Source organism: Phenylobacterium sp. (assembly GCF_030697925.1).
Lineage (GTDB): Bacteria > Pseudomonadota > Alphaproteobacteria > Caulobacterales > Caulobacteraceae > Phenylobacterium.
The window spans coordinates 1-20,094 of record NZ_JAUYOJ010000023.1; the positions used below are offsets into that span (position 1 = coordinate 1).

24 protein-coding genes are annotated in these 20,094 nt (G+C 70.5%); 11 read left to right on the top strand and 13 right to left on the bottom strand.

The annotated features are described in order from the left end of the window. The first annotated feature begins 239 nt into the window (after positions 1–239). A complete protein-coding gene (locus Q8Q88_RS02445; protein ID WP_305673610.1) occupies positions 240–1,208 on the top strand; it encodes a WD40 repeat domain-containing protein in 969 nt (322 codons plus the stop codon). On the opposite strand, the gene Q8Q88_RS02450 is transcribed toward Q8Q88_RS02445, so the two are convergent. Continuing rightward, positions 1,205–1,897 carry a nitroreductase gene (locus Q8Q88_RS02450; protein WP_305673611.1) on the bottom strand — a complete coding sequence of 231 codons (693 nt, stop codon included), beginning with the start codon at positions 1,895–1,897 and terminating at the stop codon, positions 1,205–1,207. The genes Q8Q88_RS02445 and Q8Q88_RS02450 overlap by 4 nt on opposite strands. A 54-nt stretch (positions 1,898–1,951) precedes the next feature. On the opposite strand from Q8Q88_RS02450, the gene mtgA reads away from it, so the two are divergent. After that, complete coding sequence (gene mtgA, locus Q8Q88_RS02455; RefSeq protein WP_305673612.1) at positions 1,952–2,656, top strand: monofunctional biosynthetic peptidoglycan transglycosylase; 705 nt, start codon at positions 1,952–1,954, stop codon at positions 2,654–2,656. A gap of 9 nt (positions 2,657–2,665) precedes the next feature. On the opposite strand, the gene Q8Q88_RS02460 is transcribed toward mtgA, so the two are convergent. Continuing rightward, complete coding sequence (locus Q8Q88_RS02460; protein ID WP_305673613.1) at positions 2,666–3,373, bottom strand: cytidylyltransferase domain-containing protein; 708 nt, start codon at positions 3,371–3,373, stop codon at positions 2,666–2,668. Positions 3,374–3,387: 14 nt separating this feature from the next. Next, entirely contained in the window at positions 3,388–4,263 is an 876-nt protein-coding gene (locus Q8Q88_RS02465) for a bifunctional regulator KidO (protein ID WP_305673614.1), read from the bottom strand. Between the two features lie 100 nt (positions 4,264–4,363). On the opposite strand from Q8Q88_RS02465, the gene Q8Q88_RS02470 reads away from it, so the two are divergent. Then, entirely contained in the window at positions 4,364–5,356 is a 993-nt protein-coding gene (locus Q8Q88_RS02470; RefSeq protein ID WP_305673615.1) for an XdhC family protein, read from the top strand. A gap of 424 nt (positions 5,357–5,780) precedes the next feature. Beyond that, on the top strand, positions 5,781–7,349 hold the full coding sequence (locus tag Q8Q88_RS02475) for an NAD(P)/FAD-dependent oxidoreductase (protein WP_305673616.1): 1,569 nt from the start codon (positions 5,781–5,783) through the stop codon (positions 7,347–7,349). A gap of 24 nt (positions 7,350–7,373) precedes the next feature. On the opposite strand, the gene Q8Q88_RS02480 is transcribed toward Q8Q88_RS02475, so the two are convergent. From Q8Q88_RS02480 to moaA, 7 genes are read right to left on the bottom strand one after another with little or no spacing between them, the layout of a single operon-like run. Next, on the bottom strand, positions 7,374–8,786 hold the full coding sequence (locus tag Q8Q88_RS02480) for an alpha/beta fold hydrolase (RefSeq protein ID WP_305673617.1): 1,413 nt from the start codon (positions 8,784–8,786) through the stop codon (positions 7,374–7,376). Between the two features lie 35 nt (positions 8,787–8,821). Next, positions 8,822–10,012, bottom strand: coding sequence for a gephyrin-like molybdotransferase Glp (glp, locus tag Q8Q88_RS02485; RefSeq protein ID WP_305673618.1), 1,191 nt, complete (start codon positions 10,010–10,012; stop codon positions 8,822–8,824). Continuing rightward, positions 10,009–10,479, bottom strand: coding sequence for a cyclic pyranopterin monophosphate synthase MoaC (gene moaC / locus Q8Q88_RS02490; RefSeq protein WP_305673619.1), 471 nt, complete (start codon positions 10,477–10,479; stop codon positions 10,009–10,011). Before moaC ends, glp begins: the two co-directional genes overlap by 4 nt. Beyond that, positions 10,476–11,030, bottom strand: a complete 555-nt coding sequence (moaB, locus tag Q8Q88_RS02495) for a molybdenum cofactor biosynthesis protein B (RefSeq protein WP_305673620.1) — start codon at positions 11,028–11,030, stop codon at positions 10,476–10,478. The genes moaC and moaB overlap by 4 nt, the downstream gene beginning before the upstream one ends. Before the next feature lie 2 nt (positions 11,031–11,032). Next, positions 11,033–11,476, bottom strand: a complete 444-nt coding sequence (locus Q8Q88_RS02500) for a molybdenum cofactor biosynthesis protein MoaE (protein ID WP_305673621.1) — start codon at positions 11,474–11,476, stop codon at positions 11,033–11,035. Further along, on the bottom strand, positions 11,473–11,712 hold the full coding sequence (locus tag Q8Q88_RS02505) for a MoaD/ThiS family protein (protein WP_305673622.1): 240 nt from the start codon (positions 11,710–11,712) through the stop codon (positions 11,473–11,475). The genes Q8Q88_RS02500 and Q8Q88_RS02505 overlap by 4 nt, the downstream gene beginning before the upstream one ends. A 4-nt stretch (positions 11,713–11,716) precedes the next feature. Further along, complete coding sequence (moaA, locus tag Q8Q88_RS02510) at positions 11,717–12,757, bottom strand: GTP 3',8-cyclase MoaA (protein ID WP_305673623.1); 1,041 nt, start codon at positions 12,755–12,757, stop codon at positions 11,717–11,719. Between the two features lie 26 nt (positions 12,758–12,783). On the opposite strand from moaA, the gene Q8Q88_RS02515 reads away from it, so the two are divergent. Genes Q8Q88_RS02515 through Q8Q88_RS02525 form a run of 3 tightly spaced genes read left to right on the top strand, consistent with a single transcriptional unit; the run spans position 12,784 to position 13,993 of the window. Next, positions 12,784–13,398 carry a nucleotidyltransferase family protein gene (locus Q8Q88_RS02515; protein ID WP_305673624.1) on the top strand — a complete coding sequence of 205 codons (615 nt, stop codon included), beginning with the start codon at positions 12,784–12,786 and terminating at the stop codon, positions 13,396–13,398. A 27-nt stretch (positions 13,399–13,425) separates the two neighbouring features. Next, on the top strand, positions 13,426–13,704 hold the full coding sequence (locus tag Q8Q88_RS02520) for a type II toxin-antitoxin system ParD family antitoxin (protein ID WP_305673625.1): 279 nt from the start codon (positions 13,426–13,428) through the stop codon (positions 13,702–13,704). Next, positions 13,694–13,993 carry a type II toxin-antitoxin system RelE/ParE family toxin gene (locus tag Q8Q88_RS02525; protein ID WP_305673626.1) on the top strand — a complete coding sequence of 100 codons (300 nt, stop codon included), beginning with the start codon at positions 13,694–13,696 and terminating at the stop codon, positions 13,991–13,993. Before Q8Q88_RS02520 ends, Q8Q88_RS02525 begins: the two co-directional genes overlap by 11 nt. Before the next feature lie 5 nt (positions 13,994–13,998). On the opposite strand, the gene Q8Q88_RS02530 is transcribed toward Q8Q88_RS02525, so the two are convergent. From Q8Q88_RS02530 to Q8Q88_RS02540, 3 genes are all read right to left on the bottom strand, one after another. Further along, positions 13,999–14,910, bottom strand: a complete 912-nt coding sequence (locus Q8Q88_RS02530; RefSeq protein ID WP_305673627.1) for an alpha/beta hydrolase — start codon at positions 14,908–14,910, stop codon at positions 13,999–14,001. A 64-nt stretch (positions 14,911–14,974) separates the two neighbouring features. Continuing rightward, positions 14,975–17,155, bottom strand: coding sequence for a xanthine dehydrogenase family protein molybdopterin-binding subunit (locus Q8Q88_RS02535; RefSeq protein WP_305673628.1), 2,181 nt, complete (start codon positions 17,153–17,155; stop codon positions 14,975–14,977). Positions 17,156–17,169: 14 nt separating this feature from the next. Beyond that, entirely contained in the window at positions 17,170–17,664 is a 495-nt protein-coding gene (locus tag Q8Q88_RS02540) for a (2Fe-2S)-binding protein (protein WP_305673629.1), read from the bottom strand. 130 nt (positions 17,665–17,794) lie between these two features. Between Q8Q88_RS02540 and Q8Q88_RS02545 the strand changes: the two genes are divergently transcribed. Genes Q8Q88_RS02545 through modB form a run of 4 tightly spaced genes read left to right on the top strand, consistent with a single transcriptional unit; the run spans position 17,795 to position 20,050 of the window. Next, on the top strand, positions 17,795–18,151 hold the full coding sequence (locus Q8Q88_RS02545; RefSeq protein ID WP_305673630.1) for a cytochrome c family protein: 357 nt from the start codon (positions 17,795–17,797) through the stop codon (positions 18,149–18,151). Continuing rightward, complete coding sequence (locus tag Q8Q88_RS02550; protein WP_305673631.1) at positions 18,148–18,456, top strand: MliC family protein; 309 nt, start codon at positions 18,148–18,150, stop codon at positions 18,454–18,456. Before Q8Q88_RS02545 ends, Q8Q88_RS02550 begins: the two co-directional genes overlap by 4 nt. Positions 18,457–18,461: 5 nt before the next feature. Continuing rightward, positions 18,462–19,358: an NAD(P)-dependent oxidoreductase gene (locus Q8Q88_RS02555; protein WP_305673632.1), complete on the top strand. Its 897-nt coding sequence runs from the start codon at positions 18,462–18,464 to the stop codon at positions 19,356–19,358. Continuing rightward, complete coding sequence (modB, locus tag Q8Q88_RS02560) at positions 19,355–20,050, top strand: molybdate ABC transporter permease subunit (RefSeq protein WP_305673633.1); 696 nt, start codon at positions 19,355–19,357, stop codon at positions 20,048–20,050. The genes Q8Q88_RS02555 and modB overlap by 4 nt, the downstream gene beginning before the upstream one ends. The last annotated feature ends 44 nt before the right edge of the window (positions 20,051–20,094 follow it).

The following is a 20,094-nucleotide window of genomic DNA, read 5'->3' on the forward strand; positions in this document are numbered from 1 at the left end:
CGAACTTACCGCCGCCGCCCCCGCCGCCCAGCTTCGCACCCATATGAATTTCCTTCCCTAGGGCCCCTGGAACCGGGGCCGCCACGTGGTCGCGGAAACCCTTCGCCAAACAAAAGCCGATTGTAAAGAGCCAACCGCCCCGACTTGGTCGCCAAGTTCACCGCTTGAATGTTTCGACGGCGGCGCGGCCTGGATTTCCGGCCCTCGCCAAGACCGGCGTTAGGCGGCTAAGAGGCGCCATGACTTTCGATTTCGACGCCTATGTCACCACCGCCCTGTTCGGAAAGGCCGGCAAGGCCGCCTTCGCGCTCGGGGACGGCAGCATCCGATTCGAGACCGGCGAGCAGGTCGAGGCCCATGACGGGGCGATCCTGGCCGCCTGCCTGCACCCGTCCGGCGAGGGCGTGCTGAGCGGCGGCGACGATGGCCGGCTGGCCTGGACCCGTACAACCGGGTCCGAGGAGATCGCCAAGGTCCAGGGCCGCTGGATCGAGGCGGTGGCGGCCAGCGCCGAGTCCAAGCTGATCGCCTTCGCGGCGGGCAAGGAGCTGCACGTCCGCGACGCCGCCGATCCGGCCTTTTCCCGCGTCTTCGCCCATGGGAAGTCGGTGGCCGACGTGGCCTTCGATCCCAAGGGGCGGCGGATCGCCACGGCCACCTACAACGGCGCCTGGCTCTGGTACGGGCGCATCGCCGAGCAGAAGCCGTATGTGCTGAAGTGGGCCGGCAGCCATGTGGGCCTGGCCTGGAGCCCCGACGGCAAGTTCCTGATGTCGGCCATGCAGGAGAACCAGCTCCACGGCTGGCGGGTGGCCGACGAGAAGAATCTCAAGATGGGCGGCTATCCCGGCAAGGTGAAGAGTCTCGCCTTCCTGGCCAAGGGCGCGCTGCTGGCGACCTCGGGGGCCCCTGGCGCGGTGATCTGGCCCTTCGCCGGCTCAACCGGGCCCATGGGCAAGCAGGCCGCCGAGATCGGTTTCGACGAGAGCGCCATGGTGGCCCGCGTCGCCGGGACCCCGAACGGCCAGATCGTGGCCGCGGGCCTGGACGACGGGCGGGTCTGGTGGTGCGACCTGGCTGGCCAGAGGATCAATACGGTGAAGGCCGACAAGGGCCCGCCGATCACCGCCCTCGCCGTCACCCCCGACGGCAAGCGCCTGGCCTGGGGCGACGAGGACGGCGGCGCCGGCGTCGCGGATATCGGCTAGTCGAAGCCGCGCAGCTCGGCCCAGGTCTCGAAGGGGTCGCGGGCCGAGCGCAGGCTGTTGATGGGCGCGCTCTCGTCGCGCCAGCCCAACGCCATGCCGGAAAACACCATGTGGTCCTCGGGCAGGTTCAGCAGTCGCGCCAGGGTCTGGGGATAGCGCGCCCAGTATTCCTGCGGGCAGGTGTCCAGCCCCCGCTCGACCGCCAGCAGCATGACCGTCTGCATGTACATGCCCACGTCCGACCACTGGGGCGGGCCGAGCTTGCGGTCCAGGCAGAAGAACAGGCCGACGGGCGCCCCGAACAGCTCGCCGTTCTTGGCCAGCTGCCGCAGGCGGGCGGGCTTGTCCTCGCGGGGGATGCCGATGGTGGCGTAGAGATCCTCGCCGTTCTGGAATCGCCGGGTGCGGAACGGGTCCCAGAGATTGGGCGGATAGACGTCGTATTCGGGCGTCTCGCCGAACGGATTGGCGGCCACCTCGCGCTTCAGCTCCCCCAGCGGCGCGCCGGCCAGGCCATAGACCCGCCAGGGCTGCAGATTGCCGCCGGACGGCGCGCGGGCCGCGGCCTGCAGGATCTCGCGGACGGTCTGTTCCGGCGGGGTCTCGGCCGTGAAGGCCCGGATGGAGACGCGCCGTTCGACGGCGTCGGAAACGTTCACGATGGTGCGTCCTTCGGGTGGCTTGACCATGTCGGCGGCTCACAGCATCGCTAGCATCTCGCCGCCACGTAAGGGCAAGCAAGCTTGGCCAAGCCATCAAAGGGATTCTTCGGCCGGCTGGCCCGGGGCGTCTTCGTCCTGGTCGTGGTGTTCGGCCTGATCGGCCCGATCCTGACCACGGCCATGTACCGGTTCGTGCCGCCGCCGGTCACCTGGCTGATGATCCAGCGGGTGTTCGAGGGTAAGGGCTTCGACCGGCGCTGGCGGTCCCTGGACCACATCTCGCCCCGGCTGGTGCGCGCGGTGATCGCCGCCGAGGACGCCAAGTTCTGCGAGCACCACGGCTTCGACTTCAACGCCCTGGAAAAGGCCATGGCCAACAACGCCAAGGGCCGCAAGCTGCGCGGCGGCTCCACCATCAGCCAGCAGACCGCCAAGAACGTCTACCTCTGGCCGGGCCGTTCCTATGTCCGCAAGGGGCTGGAAGCCTATTTCACGGTCCTGATCGAGACCATGTGGGGCAAGCGCCGGATCATGGAGGTCTATCTGAACTCCATCGAATGGGGGCCCGGCGTCTATGGGGCGGAGGCCGCCGCGCGGAAGAACTTCGGGGTCGGGGCCGACAAGCTCACCCCCGCCCAGGCCGCGCGGCTGGCCGCCATCCTGCCCAGCCCGCTCAAGTGGCGCGCGGCTAAGCCCGGCCCCTATGTGAAGCGCCGCTCGGGCCGGATCGGCAGGGCCGCGGGCACGGTCAATCGCGACGGCATGGCGGCCTGCGTCCTGGGCTGAAGCGCCGGCTCAGGCGGCCCAGCGGGCGAGGTCCTGGCGGCCCTGGGTGATGTCCAGGACGTCTTCCATGGAGAAGCCAGGATCGGCCGAATGCAGCGCGTCGTAGACGGCGCGGGCGAAGGCGAAATCGGCCGGGGTCTTCACCCGCCAATCCAGCTTCGAGAAGTCGCGCGGGGCCAGGCAATGGGCCTGGGGATAGCGGTCGGCGCGTTCGCGAATCTGGGCTAGGGGCGACGTGACGGCTGCCACGCGCGGGTCGGTCTCGGCCGCGGCGCTGGCCAGGGCCTGGGCGGTCACCACCTCGACCTCCAGCCCCTTGGGGAAAGATCGTTCGACGCGGTTGGAGGCGTAGGCGGCGCGGGTGGTTAGGGCCAGGCGCACCGTCTCGTCGATCACGGCGGGGTCAACGAAGGGCGAGTCGCCCTTGATCCGCACCACGTGGGTCACCGGACCGGCGGCCTCCACGCAGCGCATGAAGCGTTCGGAGAGGTTGTCCGAGGCGCCGCGGAACACGGTCTGGCCGCGGGAGACCAGGAAACTCGCCAGGGGATCGTCGGAGGGCTCGGCGCTGGTGGCGACCACCAGCTTGGAGATGCAGCGGGCCAGGCGGATGCGCTCCACCTGCCGCCAGATCATCGGCTCGCCCCGCAGCGGCGCCATCGCCTTGCCCGGAAGGCGAAGGGAGGTCATCCGGACCTGCAGGATGGCGAGGATCATGACATTCTTAGCCTCTAGGCGGCCGCCCAGGCGCGGGGATCGAGCGCGATGGGATCGTCCAGCGCCATCTCGTCCCAATCGAGGTCGGGGGGCGGGCTGGAGGCCGCGGCGATGACGGCCGAAAGTTCGGCGGGCGAGGAGACGCCCACCAGGACGGTGGCGGCCTCGGGCCGCGACAGGGCGAAGCCGAGCGCGGCCTGCAGGGGATCGGACTTGCCCTCGGCGATCAGGCGCCGGGCGCGGCTGATGCGGCTGGCGGCGGCCTTCAGATGGTTGGGCGCGCGGTCGGGCGGCAGGAACAACAGGCCGTTCAGGAAGATCGAGCGCAGGTGCACCTCGATCCCGTAGCCGGTGAGCGCCGCCAGGGTGCCGTCGATCAGCAGGCGCTGGTCGAGCAGGGAGGCCGGGGCCTGGACGATGTCGGGGCGGAACCGGCGGGCCACGCCCAACGGGTCGTCGGAGGCGAACACCGAGACGCCGATCTTGCGGGTCAGGCCCTGGTCCTTCAGCGCCTTCAGGCGGTCCCACAGGGCCGCGCCGTGCGGGCCGAACAGCTCGGAGGCGGCGGGCACCAGTATGGCGTCGGCCTGTTCCACGCCCATGCGGCGCAGGGCGGCGCGCGCCTCCTGCTCGACGAAGTCGGGGCCGCGGTCGGCGCGGACGGTGGAGATGGAGACGCGGAATGGGTTGGGCCGGGGCATGACCTCGCCGAGCGCGGTCTCGGCCATGGCCGAATGGCCGGCCACGTCGAACACGGCCAGCTGCGAACGCGCGGCGATATCCAGGATGTCGCGGGCGTCGGCCTGCGGCGAGCGGCCACGGACGCCGACGGACTGGTCGAGGCCGAACTGGGCGGAGCCGAGGCCGAGCTTGGATAGAGGTGAGGTCATGAAGCCGGTGTGCTGGATACGAACTCGAGGAGCCCCCATCTAGGTCGAAAGGCCTAAAGAACCCGTGTCTAGGACGTTTATGGGGGGTTAAGCTCAAGCCATGCGTGACTCCCTGCCCGAGTGGCCCCTGTTCGGCCTGGCCGACGATGTGCGGCCCGCCCTAGCCCAAGCCCGGCAACGGAAAATCCCCGTCGCCCTGGCCACCCTGGTCGCCGTCGAGGGCGGCGGACCGCGTCCGGTCGGGACCCAGATGGTCTTCGCCGACGGGATCGTCGCCGGTTATTTTTCCGGCGGATGCGTGGAAAGTGACGTCGCCGACCATGCCTTCGCCTGCCTGGAAGACGGCGAGCCGCGGCGGCTGGTCTATGGCGAGGGCAGCCCCTGGCCGGACATCACCCTGCTGTGCGGCGCGCGCATCGAGATCTTCGTGGAAAGGGTCGAGGCCGGCGACCCGGCGCTCGCCGAACTGCTGGCCGCCATGGTGGAACGCCGTCCCACGACCTGGGTGAGCGACGGCCGCCGGCGGGTCTGCGCACTGGACGCCCAGGCCTGGGAGGGGGCGGTGAGCCGTCTCCACGATCCGGTCCCGCGCCTGGTGGTGTTCGGCTCCGACCCGACGGCGCTCGCCATCGCCCAGCTGGGTGTGCTGAGCGGACTGGAGACCACCTTCGTCCGCTCAAAGGGACCCGAGGCGCCGCCGCCCATTCCCGGCCTGGGCTACCGCCGCGATGATCCGCAGGCCGCGCTGGACGCCATCGGTTGCGACGCCTGGACCTCCATCGCCGTGGCCACCCACAATATCGACACCGACCGCGAGGCCCTGGCCGCCGCCCTGCCGTCGGCCGCCGGTTATGTGGGCCTGCTAGGCGCGCGCAAGCGGCTGGCCGAACGCCTGGCGCCCTTGCGCGCCGCCGGCGTGCCGGAACAGGTGCTGGCGCGGGTCCATGCGCCCATCGGCCTCGACATCGGCGGCAAGGCCCCCTGGGAGGTGGCCGTCTCGGTGATCGGCGAGATCGTCAGCCTGCGCCATCCCCGCACCCCCGAGCCGGCGCGCGAGGCGCCCTCCAAGCGTGACAGGGCGACAGTCTCCTAGAGACCAACCCGATTCGCCGCACGGAGCGGACGGACGTGCTATCCTGCGTCCTCGCCCTCCGTGGAACCTCCACGCGGCGCGGCCCGAAAGGCCTCAGTTCCATGAAAACCTACGCTACGACCCCCCCGACGCCCGTCCGGCGCGACCTCATCGACTCGCGTTCGTCGGCCGGCTCCTCGGCCCCGCAATCGCGCAAGCCCCTGCTCAACGACCGCCGCAGCACGCGCTAGTCCGCGCGTTCCGGGTCAAGGCGCGGCGCGCCTTGACCTTGATCAAGGACTCCTTGAGGCGAGGCGCCACAGTCGAAAGCGCCGCCGGCCTCTTGCAAACTTATCATTGATAACTCACGATCGGGCGGACTCGAACTTCCGAGCGGCGCCTCCTCTTGGCAGGTCGCCGCCGACAGACAGGGCAGGAAGACACCATGAGCAGCAGCGCGACCCTCACCCGGCCGACCACCAAGGCCGTCGAGCATTTCGACGTCATCATCGTGGGAGCCGGGATATCCGGGGTCGGCGGCGCCTACCATCTCAGCAAGCAGCGTCCCGATGACAGCTATGTGGTGCTGGAGGCCCAGGAGAACTTCGGCGGCACCTGGCTGACCCACAAGTATCCGGGCATCCGCTCCGACAGCGACCTCTACACCTTCGGCTACCGCTTCAAGCCCTGGACCGGAACCCCGATCGCCACGGCCGCCGAGATCCTCACCTATATGAACGAGGTGATCGAGGAGAACGACCTCGGCTCCCACATCCGCTACGGGCACAGGATCACCTCGGCGAGTTGGTCCAGCCGCGAGAACCTGTGGACCCTGGAGGCCGTGCGGTCAGACACCGGCGAGACGGTGCGGTTCACAACCGGCTTCCTGTGGATGTGCCAGGGCTATTATCGGCACGGTCAGGGCTACACGCCCGAATGGGACGGCATGGCCGACTATACGGGCCGGATTGTCCATCCGCAGACCTGGCCCGAGGACCTCGACTACAGGGGCAAGAAGGTTGTCATCATCGGCTCGGGCGCGACCGCCGCCACCTTGGCTCCGGCTATCGCCGGCGACTGCGCGCACGTCACGGTCCTGCAGCGCTCGCCGACCTATTTCATTCCTGGCCGCAACGCCAACGAGCTGGCCGACACCCTGCGCCAGCTCGAGATCGACGAGACCTGGATCCACGAGATCGTCCGCCGCAAGATCCTGTTCGACCAGGACGCCTTCACCCGGCGGTCGCTGGAGGAGCCTGAGACGGTCAAGGCCGAGCTGCTGGCCGGGGTGCGGGCCTTCCTGCCCGAGGACCAGGTGGTGAAGCACTTCACCCCCACCTACCGGCCCTGGCGCCAGCGCATCGCCTTCATCCCGGATGGCGACCTGTTCCAGGGCATCCAGGCCGGCAAGGCCTCGGTGGTCACCGACGAGATCGAGCGCTTCACCGAGACGGGCATCCTGCTGAAATCCGGCGAGACGCTGGAGGCCGACATCGTGGTCACCGCCACCGGCTTCGATCTCAATGTCCTGGGCGACATCGCCTTCGCCATCGACGGCCAGCCGCTGGATTTCTCCAAGACCGTCACCTATCGCGGCATGATGTTCACGGGGGTGCCAAACCTGATCTGGGTGTTCGGCTACTTCCGCGCCAGCTGGACCCTGCGGGCTGACCTGATCGGCGACTTCGTGGCCCGGCTGCTGGGGCACATGGAGAAGAAGGGCGTCAAGAAGGTGACGGTGGCCTTGAGACCGCAGGACCAGGACATGGCGTTGCAGCCCTGGATCGATCCGGAGAACTTCAATCCGGGCTATCTGATGCGCGGCATGCACCTGCTGCCCAAGAGCGGCGACAAGGACGAGTGGCGCCACACCCAGGACTACTGGGCCGAGAAGGACGAGATCCCGGCCATCGACCTCGACGATCCGGCCTTTGTCTATGAAGGCGCCCCGGCGCGGGCCAGCGGCGAGACCTCCACCATCTCGCTGGCCGACAGGGCTGCCGCCCCGGCCTGACGAGCGCCCGCTGAGGTCGAAGGCTCAGCCGCCCTTGGCCGGGGCGACGAGCTGGAAGGCTGGCGCGCGCATGTCGGCGATGCAGCGCGCATCGATCGCCTCGAGGTCGCCGGTCTCGAGGAACTTCACCACCAGCGGGTCGAAGCAGGTGTCGAGGGCCGACAGGCCGTCGACCACGTGACCGCCCTCATGGATCGTCAGCTGGCGGGTGTTGGGGCGTGAGCGCGCCAGGTCCGCGGCCCAGTCGGCCGGCGTGACCGGATCGAGGCGTCCTGAGATCAGCAGCACTGGCGCGCGGCTCGGGCCAAGGCCACCGAGGCGGACGCGGGCCGTCGGCCAGGCGCGGCAGGCCTCGCGCTGGCGGCGGAGGCGATAGTCGCCAAAGGGCGTCGCCCGCGCCGCGGCCGCCGCGGCCTCGTAGGGCATGAGCGCCAGGCTCTCCGCGCAGGTGACGGAAAGATAGAGGCCTTCTGCGAAACCCGGCGCGCCCGCCGCAGCTGCGCTATGGCGCATCCACGAGAAGTCGCCCCCCGCCGCGCGGTGGACCAGGTCGGGCAGCTGGCGCGCGGAACTCGGCGCGTACATCAGGCTGCGGACCTTCTCCATGAAGACCTCGGGCGTCGGGTCGCCGCCGGCCTGGGCGAGGCGGGCGCGGCCCCGTCGTAGGTCGCCGGCGATGTCTGGAAAGGCGGCGGCGCAGGCCCTGTCGGCCCGGCAGTCGCCGATCAACAGCTTCAACGCCGTTGCCGCTGCCGTCGCGTGATGGCGCGGCGGCATGGCCTGGGGCGGCGCCGGTCCCGTGAGCACCGCGGCGTGGACGCGGGACGGCTCGCGAGCCATGTAGCGCAAGGCCAGGGTCGTCCCGTACGACAGGGCGTTGATGTCGATCGTCTCATGGCCCAGGGCGGCGCGGACGGCCTCGATATCGCGCGCGGCGGCGTCGGTTGTATAGCGGGTGAGGTCGGCGCGTGCCGACAACGCCTCGCGGCAGGCCTCGACCTCCTTGGATGGATACATCGGCCGCAGGGCCGCCTCCGCCGCCTGGAGCGCCGGGCATTGCAGGCCGCCCGACCCACCCGTGCCCCGCTGGTCGAACAGGATCACGTCGCGACTCTCCCAATAGCGCGCGCCCTCGGTCAGGTAGAAGCCGGCGTTCTTGGTCGACGGGAGTCCTGGCCCGCCCTCGAGATCGAACAGGGCCGGGGCGCCGGGGCGCGGCTTGCGGGCAGGCAGGATCACCACCTTCAGCGCGACCCGTCCGGCGCCGGTGTCCCATCGTTCGGGAACCGCAACGGTCCCGCATCGCGCGACGCCGACCAGTTCAGGGGCGGCGCAGACGGCCTCCTCGAACCGCGGCGAGAAGGGCGCGGCGACAGCCCGGGGCGTCGCGATCAGACCCACGAGGCCGAGGAGGACGAGGATCGCGCGCGGGCCCATGAGCCAATCTGCGACCCGTCCGGCGCCTTGTCCAGTCAGCCCCGGGCCAGCGGCAGGATGTCGACCAGGTCGCCCGCGGCGAGGGCCGCGGCGCCGGCCTGACGGCGCAGCAGGGCGTCGGCGGCGGCGAAGACACCGACCAAGGAGCTATCCTGGTCGAGGTAGGGCTCGGCTTGGATCGATCCCTCGCCGTGGGTGAGCTTGGCGCGCATCCAATGCTCGCGGGGGCCGTTGGCGGCCAGCGGCCCGGTCAGGCGGGCGGTGGCCAGGGCCGGCTCGGCGGTGGTTCCGCAATAGGCGGCGATCAGGGGTTTCAGAAAAAGCTCGGCGCAGACGAAGGCCGAGGCCGGATTGCCGGGCAGGCCCAGCAGCCGGCGGCCGTCGCCCAGCACCCCGAAGAAGGTCGGCTTGCCGGGACGGACCGCCACGCTCTCGACCCGTAGCGACAGGCCGAGCGCCTGGGCCGCGGCGCGCACCAGGTCATGATCGCCCACCGAGGCGCCGCCGACCGTGACGACCAGGTCGGCCTCGGCGCCGCGCATGGCCTCGATCACCGCCTCGAGCTGATCGCGGACACCGGACAGCTTGGTGGCCTGGCCGCCCCAGGCCTCGACCATGACCTTCAGCGCCGGTGAGCCGGAATCGTAGATCTGGAATGGGCCGGGCGCGGCCGGCGCCTCGACGATCTCCTCGCCGGTGGAAAGGATGGCCACGCGGGGACGGCGATGGACGGCGACCTCGGCGCGGCCCGCCGAGGCGGCCAGCGATAGCCGCCAGGGATCGATGCGGGTTCCCCTTCGCAGCAGCACGTCGCCGATCCGGAAGTCCTTGCCGGCGTCGCGGATATTGTCGCCAGGCTTGCAGGCGGGGACGGCGACCAGGTCGCCCTCGCGCGTGGCGTTCTCCTGGATCACCACGCTGTCGGCGCCGCCCGGCAGGGCCGCGCCGGTGAAGATCCGCACCGCCTCGCCCGGTTGGAGCCGGCCCTCGTAGCCGTGGCCCGCGGCGCTCTCGCCGACGGTCTTCAGACTGCCCGGGGCGTCGGCGGCGCGCACGGCCCAGCCGTCCATGGCGGAGTTGGTGAAGGGCGGCTGGTCGCGGACGGCGGCGACGTCTTCGGCCAGGACGCGCCCCACGGCCTGGTCCAGCGGGACGGTCTCGGCGGGCAGGGGCAAGGCCTCCGCCAGCATGGCGGCGCGGGCGGCCTCCACACTCATCAGCTTCATGACCGGACCCAGTCGCCGGACTTTCCACCGGACTTCTTGATCAGCCGCACGGCCTCGATGGTCATGGCCTTATCGGCGGCCTTCAGCATGTCGTAGACGGTGAGGCAGGCCACCGAGACGGCGGTCAGGGCCTCCATCTCCACGCCCGTCTGGCCCGCGGTGCGCACCCGGGCCATGACGGAAAGCCCGCCGTCGCCCGGCTCGACCCGCACCTCGACCTTGGACAGAGCCAGGGGATGGCAGAGCGGGATCAGGTCGGAGGTCTTCTTGGCCGCCATGATGCCGGCGATCTCGGCGGTGGCGCGGACATCGCCCTTCTTGGCGTCGCCGGAAAGGGCGAGCGCCAGGGTCTCGGCGGACATGCGCACGAAGCCCTCGGCGACCGCCTCGCGGGTCGTGACCGCCTTGGCCGAGACGTCGACCATGTTGGCGCGGCCGGTCTCGTCGATGTGGGTGAGCCTGCTCACTGCTCCATCAGACGCGGCATGAGCTCGACCATGTTGCAGGGGCCGTGGCGGCTGTCGAGCTGGGCGGAGATCACCTTGTCCCAACCGTCCTTCACCGCCCCGTTGGAGCCCGGCAGGCAGAAGACGAACACCCCGCCGACCAGGCCGGCGGTGGCGCGCGACTGCAGGGTGGAGAGTCCCACCGACTGGTAGGAGACCAGGTGGAAGACCACCGAGAAGCCGTCGAGCTTCTTGTCGAACAGCGGCTCGACGGCCTCGGGCGTCACGTCGCGGCCGGTGATGCCGGTGCCGCCGGTGGTGATGATGGCGTCGACGGTCCCTGAGGCCACCCAGGCTTTGATCTGCTCGCGGATCTGGGCGACGTCGTCCTTGACGATGCCCTTGGCCACCAGCTCGTGGCCGGCGCCGGTGATCCGCTCGGCCAGGACGTGCCCGGAGGTGTCGCTCTCCTCGTCGCGGGTGTCGGAGACGGTCAGGACCGCGATCCGCACCGGCTTGATGGCCAGGTTCTCGTTGATGTGGCCGCCGGGGGCGAAGGCAGGGGCGTTCATGGTCATGTCTCCCAACGGGCGATGTCGGCGTGGTCCTGGGGTTTCGGCTCGATCCAGCGCGCGCCGGCCGGGCCGGTCTCCTTCTTCCAGAAGGGGGCGCGGCTCTTCAAGTAGTCCATGAGGAAATCGCAAGCCTCGAAGGCCGCGCGGCGATGGGTGGCGGCGGTGGCCACGAAGACGATCGATTCGCCGGGCGCGATCTTGCCGACCCGGTGGACGACGGCGAAGTCGTCGAGGCTGAAGCGGTCGACCGCCTCTTGGGCGATGCGGTTGATCTCGCCCTCGGTGAAGCCGGGATAGGCTTCCAGTTCCAGGATGGCGGCCGTCCCGAGCTCGGCGCGGGCCAGGCCCACGAAGCTGGCGACCGCCCCGGTCTCGGTCCGGTCCCGGCAGAAGTCCGAAAGCAGGACGCCGGGATCGAAGGCCTGGTCGGTGAGCCGGATCATCCGCCGCTCATGGGGGGCAGGAAGGCCACCTCCGAGCGGAGGGAGAGCGCCGCGTCGCCGCGGACGATGGCCTGGTCCAGGGCGATCTGGACGCCGGGGGCGGCGAGCGCCTCGCCCAGCCGGGCGTCCTCGGCGCTCAGCAGGTCGCGCAGGGCGTGGACGCTGGGGCTCTCGACCTCCCGCGAGCGCCAGCCGGCGACATCGCTCAGGCGGCCGAACAGCAGGACCCGGGCCATGGCTCTAGCCTCCCGTGGTCGACATGTGGCGGGCCACGGCCGGGGCCGAGGCGCGCGAGATCTGGAAGTCGTGGCCCTTGGGTTTGGCGTCCACCGCCAAGCGGACCGCGTCGATCAGGGCCTCGTCGTCGGCGCCGGCGCGGATCACCGCGCGCAGGTCGCTGGCGTCCTCGCGGCCCAGGCAGGTGTGCAGGGTGCCGGTGCAGGTCAGCCGCACGCGGTTGCAGGCCTCGCAGAAATTGTGGCTGAGCGGGGTGATGAGCCCCAGCCGGCCGCCGGTCTCGGCGATGCGGACATAGCGGGCCGGCCCGCCCGTCTGGTGGTCGATGTCGGTGAGTGTCCAGAAGCTCTCGAGGTCGCGGCGGACGTCCTTCAGCGACAGGAACTGGTCGGTGCGGTCGACCTCGATCTCGCCCAGCGGCATGGCCTCGATCAGGGTGGCGTCGCAGCCCCGGGCGTGGGCCCAGGCGATCAGGTCGGGAAGTTCGGCGGCGTTGTCGTCCTTCAGCGCCACGGCGTTGAGCTTGACCGCGATGCCCGCGGCCAGGGCCGCGTCGATCCCGGCGATCACCTTGGAAAGATCGCCGCCGCGGGTCAGCTTCCGGAACAGGTCGGGCTTCAGGGTGTCCATGGACACATTGATCCGCCGCACGCCGAACCGGGCGAGGTCGCTGGCGAACTCGCTCAGCCGCGTGCCGTTGGTGGTCAGGGTCAGCTCGTCCAAGGCGCCGGATCGCAGGTGCCGCGACAGGCTCTCGACCAGGCCCATGAAACCTTTGCGGACCAGGGGCTCGCCGCCGGTCAGACGCAGCTTTCGCACCCCCTGGCCGATGAAGGCCGAGGCGATGCGATCCAGCTCCTCCAGGCTCAGCACCTCGGCCTTCGGCAGGAAGGTCATATGCTCGGCCATGCAGTAGACGCAGCGCAGGTCGCAGCGGTCGGTGACCGAGACCCGCAGATAGGTCACGGCGCGGCCGAAACCGTCGATCAGGACCGGGGTCGAGCGCGCGGGCTCTTGCGGCGATGTGGCGTCATAGGGCGTCATGCTGGCCCTAACATAGAGGGGAAGACGTGGCGGTGACAGGGGCGGGCGCATTCGAGGCGGTGGTTTTGGCCGCCGGGACCGGCTCGCGGTTCGGCGGCGGCAAGCTGCTGGCGCCCCACGCCGGGGGCGTGCTGCTGGACGCCGCCCTCGCCGCCGCCTTCGCCGCGCCGGTGGGCAAGGTGATCGTGGTGACCGGGGCGGACGGCGAGGCGGTGGCCGCCGCTGTCCGCGCCAGCCCCGCCGTGGACGACCGCCTACAGCTCGTCCACGCGGCAGACCACGCCGAAGGCATGGGCGCTTCCCTGCGCCGCGCCGCCGCCGAACTCGGCCCGGGCTGCGCGGGGCTGTTCGTGTTCCTGGGCGACATGCCGCGAATTCCGCACGCGGTGTTCGCGCCGCTCGCTGAGGCCGTGCGCGCCGGAGCGCCGGCCGCCGCCCCGGTCTTCCGAGGCCAGCGGGGCCATCCGGCTCTGATCGGCGCGGCCTTGCTACCCGGCCTCGCCACGCTCACGGGCGACGCCGGCGCGCGGGCGGTGCTAAAGGATCTCGGCGACCGCCTGGCCCTCGTCGAAGCCCCCGACGACGGCGTCCTCTTCGACGTGGACGAGCCCGGCGATCTGGACCGAATCCAAGGTCGGTAGTAATATTTCCCACCAGAGGAGCCCGCCATGTCCAAGGTCGAGAAGCATTCCGTCGCCCTGACGCCCCAGCTCGCCGCCACGGTTCGAGCGGCGGTCGAAGCTGGCGACTACGCCTCCAGCAGCGAGGCGATCCGCGAGGCGATCCGGGAATGGACCGAGCGCCGCGAACTCCGGGCCGCCAAGCTGGCGGACCTACGTGCGGCGGTCCAGGCCGGTATCGACAGCGGATCGCCTCAGCCTCGCCGCCCGCTGGAGGAGGCCCTAGCGGACTATCGCAGTCAGATGCAGGTACGGCGTGGCGCTTAAGGTCGATCGCGCGCCCCAGGCCACCCTAGACGAGCGCGAAATCTTCCTGACCATAGCGGCGGACAATCCGTCAGCCGCCGAGCGATTTCTGATCGCGATCTATGACGCCGAAGACCGGCTGGCCGAATTTCCACAGCTTGGACGGCCGCGCGCAGATTTCGGCTCGACGATCCGAAGCTGGACCGTCGAGCCTTATCTTATTTTCTATTCCGTCGAGCTCGACGCGGTAGTGATCCTTCGCATCCTCCACGGCGCCCGAGACCTTGGCGACCTGATCCCCGACGGCTGAGCCCCTCAGGGCTTCAGATACAGCCACTGCATCCCGTTGATCAGGCCCACCGGGAAGGTGGTCTCGTGGAAGGTGCCCGGGATGGTCTCGCTGCGGATCTCGAGGCCGGGATAGTTCCGCGCGCGGAGCCGGTCGGCCATCGTCTGCTGGTCGGCGTTCATGTCGTGATCGCAGCCGGGGCAGCCGCCGGGGCCGGGATGTTCGCGGTCGCCGCTGGCCAGGTAGATCCGCGCCTTCAGGTCCTTGTGGGACGCGGCGTAGGCCGCCTCGGTGTTCAGGATCTCCTGCTCGGCGAACCAGATCGACGGGCTGGTGAGGATGTAGTTGGCGAACAGGGCCGGCTCGGTCAAGACGATCCAGAGGCCGAACAGCCCGCCGTAGGACTGGCCCGACAGGGTGCGCTGGGCGGGGTCGATCCGGTAGCGGCCCTCCACCAGGGGCATGACCTCGGTCTTCAGGAATTTCAGGTAGGCCGGCCCGCCTCCGGTGGCGCCCTCGATGGCTGCGTCGGGCCAGGGGGTGAGGTCGCGGCGGCGGCTGTCGGCGGGCGGTTCGCGCGAGCCCCACGAGACGCCGACGATGACGAACTCGTTCAGCAGGCCCTGGCTGAAGGTCAGGCGCGAGACGCCCGAGGCCACCTGGAAGGTGTAGGGGCCGTCGGTGAGATAGATCGCGGGATAGCGCTTGCCGGCGTTCTCCGGCTTCCCGTAGCCGGGCGGGGTCTTCACATAGATCTCGTAGCCGCGGTTCAGCACCGCCGAGTTCAGCGGCAGGACCGCGCTGTTCTCCACCTGGAAGGCGGCGGACGTGGCCTGGGCGGTCGAGGGCTGGGCTTCCCGAACCGGCTCGGCCGGGCCGCAGGCGGCGAGGCCAAACAGCCCAAGGGCCAGAAACGCACGCGCGGCTGATGAACTCACTAGGTCGCCCCTTGAAAATCCGAGGGAGCGACCTAGCTGCGCCGTAAGGCGGAGTAAAGGCGAGTTAGGCCTTTACGAACGGCTGGCTGCTCGTCGCCTGGCCGTTGATCGCGAACAGGGCGTTGGCCACCGCCGGGCCGATCACCGGGGTGCCGGGTTCGCCGACTCCGCTGGGGACCGCGCCGGACGGCACGATGTGGGTCTCGACGGTCGGGGCCTCGGTGTTGCGCAGCACCCGGTAGGTGTCGAAATTGGTCTGCTCGACCACCCCGTCCTTGACGCTCACATTGCCATAGAGCGCCGCCGACAGGCCGTAGCAGGTGCCGCCCTCGATCTGGGCGGCGATCTGGTCCGGCGCGATGGCCGTGCCGCAGTCGATGGCGGTGACCACGCGGCCCACCTTCGGAACCCCGTCCACCAGCTTGACCTCGGCCACCTGGGCGACCACCGAGCCGAAGCTCTCGTGGACCGCCACGCCGCGGGTCCAGCCGGCTGGGGCCGGGGCGCCCCATCCGGCCTTCTCGGCGGCGAGGTTCAGCACCGCCAGGTGCCGCTTGGCGTCGGCCTTGGTGTAAAGCGCGCGGCGGTAGTCCACCGGGTCCTTGCCCGCCCGCTTGGCCAACTGGTCGATGGTGTGCTCCATCACGAAGGCGGTGTGGGTCGCCCCCACCGAGCGCCACCAGAGGACCGGCACGCCGATGTCCGGCTGGATCAGCTGGGCGTCGACGATCGGCGTGGCCTTCAGATAGGGCGAACCCAGCACGCCCTCGACGGCGGTCTCGTCCAGCTTCGGCTCACCGGTGGGCGAGCCCTTCATGATCGACTGGGTGACCACCCGCTGGCGCCACGACGCCGGATAGCCGTCCTTGTCGACGGTGACCCGGACGGTGTGGTGGACGATCGGGCGGAAATAGCCCGCCGCCATGTCGTCCTCGCGGGTCCAGACCAGCTTCACCGGCCGCATCTTGCCGACCTTCTTGGCGATGTGGACGCACTCGGCGGCGTAGTCGGACTGGAAGTTGGCGCGGCGGCCGAAGGAGCCGCCGGCGAACAGGGTCTCGATCTCCACCGCGCCCGGCAGCATGCCGACGATCTTGGCGGTGTTGAGCTGGTCGACGGTGGGGATCTGTGACCCGAAGGTCAGCTTGGCCTTGCCGCCGCCGACCTGGGCCACGCAGTTCATCGGCTCCATGCAGGCGTGGGAGAGATAGGGGAAGTCGTACGCCGCCTCGAAGGCCTCGCCCTTGACCGTGGCGATGTCGCCCTTGGACTCGAAGGGCTTCCATTTCATCTTGTCGTCAGCTGCGGTCTTGCCCGAGGCCAGGTCCTTGTAGCTGGCCAGGATCGCGTCGGAGGAGCGCTTCTCGGCCTTGTCCTCGTTCCAGGTGACCTTCAGGGCGTCGCGGCCCTTGCGGGCGGCCCAGGTGTCCTCCGCCACCACGGCGACGCCGGTGGGGATCTCGTAGACCTCCACGACGCCAGGAACCTTCTTGGCCTCGGCGGCGTCGAAGGCGGCGACCTTGGCGCCGTAGCGCGGGGCGTGGGCCACCATGGCGACCAGCATGTCCGGCATCTGGACGTCCTGGGTGAACTTCGCCGTGCCGTCCGACTTGGCCTGGGCGTCCTTGCGGCGCACCCGGTCGGTGCCGATCAGGGTGAAGGTCTTGGGGTCCTTGAGGGTCGGCGACTGGGGCGGGGTCACCTTGGCCGCGTCCGCCAGCAGCTCGGCGAAGGTGGCCGACTTGGACGAGGCAGGGTGGCTGACCACGCTGTCCTTGACCACGATCTCGCCGGCCGGGGCGTTCCACCTGTTGGCCGCGGCCTCGACGAACATGGCCTTGGCCGAGGCGCCGGCCTTGCGCAGCTGGTCCCAGGAGTTGGCGATGGCCGAGGAGCCGCCGGTGCCCTGCACCCCCATGCCGGTGTTGGCGTAGACCTTGGCGATGGCCGGGGCGTGCTCGACCTTGACCTTGGTCCAGTCGGCCTCGAGCTCCTCGGCGACGATGGCGGCTAGGCCGGCATGGTTGCCCTGGCCGAATTCGATGTGCTTGCAGACCACGGTGACGACGCCGGTCGGGTCGATCTTCACGAAGGGCCCGAAGGCGCCGAAGTCGGTCTTGGCGCCGATGGAAAGGATGTCGCCCATGGAGCAGCCGCCGACCAGCAGCGAGCCGCCGACCAGGGTCGCGCCGATGACCACGTCGCGGCGGGTGGCTTTCAGGGGGGATTTCACGTGTGCGTTCATGGCGTGGGTCCCGATCAGAGCTTGGCGGCCGGCGCGGCGACGGCCGCGACCGGAGCGGCCGGGGCGAGGCCCGCGGCGTCCTTGATGGCCGCGCGGATCCGCTGATAGGTCCCGCAGCGGCAGATGTTGCCGTCCATGGCGCCGTCGATGTCGGCGTCGGTCGGCTTGGGCGTGGAATTGAGCAGGGCTACGGCCGACATGATCTGGCCCGACTGGCAGTAGCCGCACTGCGGCACGTCGTGCTTGACCCAGGCGGCCTGGACCGGATGGGCGCCGCCCAGGCTTTCGATGGTGGTGATCTTGACTCCGGCCAGGCCTTCGATGGGCATGGCGCAGGACCGGATCGGCTGGCCGTCGGCGAGCACCGTGCAGGCGCCGCACTGGGCGATTCCGCAGCCGTACTTCGTGCCGGTCAGGCCCAGTTCATCGCGCAGCACCCACAACAGGGGCGTGTCCGCCGCGGCCTTCACGGCCAAGGGTTTGCCGTTTACGTCAAGCGTCATGGCCATGGAGAGTTCCTCCCGAATGTCGGATTACGCCGCAATCTTAACAGTGTTTAGCTGGCGCGGTAAAGTGGGTCCAAGTGGCGGTTCGCCCGCCGACGGGTTAGGTATCTGGGGAGGTTCGCGGGAGATGCAAATGACTCGGTCTGCAAGGATGTTCGCGGCGGCCCTGGCGAGCCTGTTCGTCGCCGGCCCGGCCCTGGCCGCCGACGGCGCCAAGGTCTTCCAGCTGCAGTGCAAGACCTGCCACGGCGCCAAGTCCACGCTCATGGGCCCCAGCCTGGCGGGCGTGGCGGGCCGCAAGGTCGCCGGCCTCTCCGATTTCAAATATTCGGCGGCCCTGACCGCCAAGGGCGGGACCTGGACCGACGCCGCCCTGGACGCCTACGTCGCCGCTCCGTCCAAGTTCGCTCCCGGGACCAAGATGATGGTCGGGGTGGCCAACCCCGCCGACCGCGCCGCCGTCGTGTCCTATCTGAAGACCCTCAAGTGAGGCCAGCCCTCACCCTGGTCGGACTGCTGGCGCTTGGCGGCTGCGCCAGCGTCATGCCGGAGGACGCCACCGACGCGCCGATGACCTATGCCTGCGCGGGCGGCAAGCGGTTCACGGCGGCCTATGCCCTGAAGGGCGACAAGGCGCGGGTGACCGCCGGCGGCGTGGCCTACAGTCTGCCCCACGTGCGCTCGGGCTCCGGCGCGCGCTACGCCAAGGCCGGGGTCGAGCTCTCCACCAAGGGCGACGAGGCCTTGCTGGACGGCGCAGCCGGCGGCCCCTATCGCGACTGCCGGACCGGCTGAGCGCTGTGGACGTCTTCCCAGCCTTCATTCCCCTGCACGGGGCCAAGGTGGTGATCGCCGGCTCCGGCGAGGCCGCCGAGGCCAAGGCCCGGCTGTTTGCAGGCTCCCCGGCGACCGTGGTGCGCGTCGAGGGCCCGGCCGCCTTCATCGCCGGAACCTATGCGGGGGCGGTCCTGGCCTTCATCGCCACGGACGACGACCTCTTCGCCCAGGCCGCCGCCCGGGCGGCCCGCGCCGCCGGGGTGCTGGTCAATGTGGTGGACCGCCCGGCGCTCTGCGACTTCACCACCCCGTCGGTGATCGACCGCGGCGAGGTGGTGGCCGCGATCGGCACCGGCGGCGCCTCGCCCATGCTGGCCACCATGCTGCGCAACGACATCGAGCAGCGGGTGCCGGAGGGCGCGGGCCGTGTGGCGGCCCTGTTCCGCAAGCTGCAGGACGAGGTGCGCCAGGCCCTGCCCGAGCTGCCGGCACGCCGCGCCTTCCTGCGCGAGGCCCTGTCGGGGCCCGCCGCCCAGGCCGCACAGGCCGGCGACATGGAGGCCGCCACGCGGCTGTTGCGCGAAGCCCTGGCCAAGGGGCCCTCGGCCCAGGGCACGGTGCAGTTCGTGGCCGGGCGCGGCCCCGCCGACCTGTTGACCCTGCGCGCCAGCCGCGCGCTCGCCGCCGCCGACGTGCTGATCGCCGATCGCGAGGCCGACCCCGACATCCTGACCCTGGCCCGCCGCGACGCCGAGCGGATGGCGCCCGAGGCCGTCACCGCCGCCAGGCTCGTCGCCCTGGCCGGCTCCGGCCTGCGGGTCGTGCGGGTGATCTGCGGGGCTCCGTCGCCGGTCGACCTGCAAGCCCTGGCGGCGGCGGGCACGGCCATCGAGGTCCTGTCGGCGGCGCCCGACCGGTGAGCGCCCTGACGCCGGAGGACTTCGCCGCCGTCGCCCTGTCGCTGAAGGTGGCCCTGGCCGCCACCCTGTTCGGCCTGCCCCTGGCCCTGGCCGCCGCCTTCGCCCAGGCGCGAGGCCGGTTCGCCGCCCGGGTTGTGCTGGACGCCGCCGTCACCCTGCCCCTGGTCCTGCCGCCGGTGGCCACCGGTTATGTGCTGTTGCTGCTGTTCGGCCGCCGCGGCGCCGTCGGGGCGCTGTTGGAGAAGATCGGGATCGTCTTCGCCTTCGATTGGACTGGGGCGGCGCTGGCCGCGGGGATCATGGCCTTCCCGCTGATGGTGCGGCCCATGCGCCTGGCCATCGAGGCCATCGACCGCGAGGTCGACGAGGTGGCCCTGACCCTGGGGGCAGGCGCCTTCACCCGCTTCTTCCGGGTGACCCTGCCGCTGGCCGCCCCCGGCGTGGCGGCCGGCGCCATCCTCGGCTTCGCCAAGGCGCTGGGCGAGTTCGGCGCCACCATCACCTTCGTGGCCGCCATCCCGGGCGAGACCTTGACCCTGCCGTCGGCGATCTATGGCGCCACCCAGTCGCCGGGCGGCGAGGCCCGCGCCGTGGCCCTGTGCCTGGTCGCCGCCGCCATCGCCGTGGCCGCCGTCCTGGTCGCCGACGCCGTGGGCCGTTGGGCGGGCCGCACCTCGCGGGGCTCGAGATAATATTATCCGGGTATTATTGACTCGTAATTATATCCGGGTAAAAC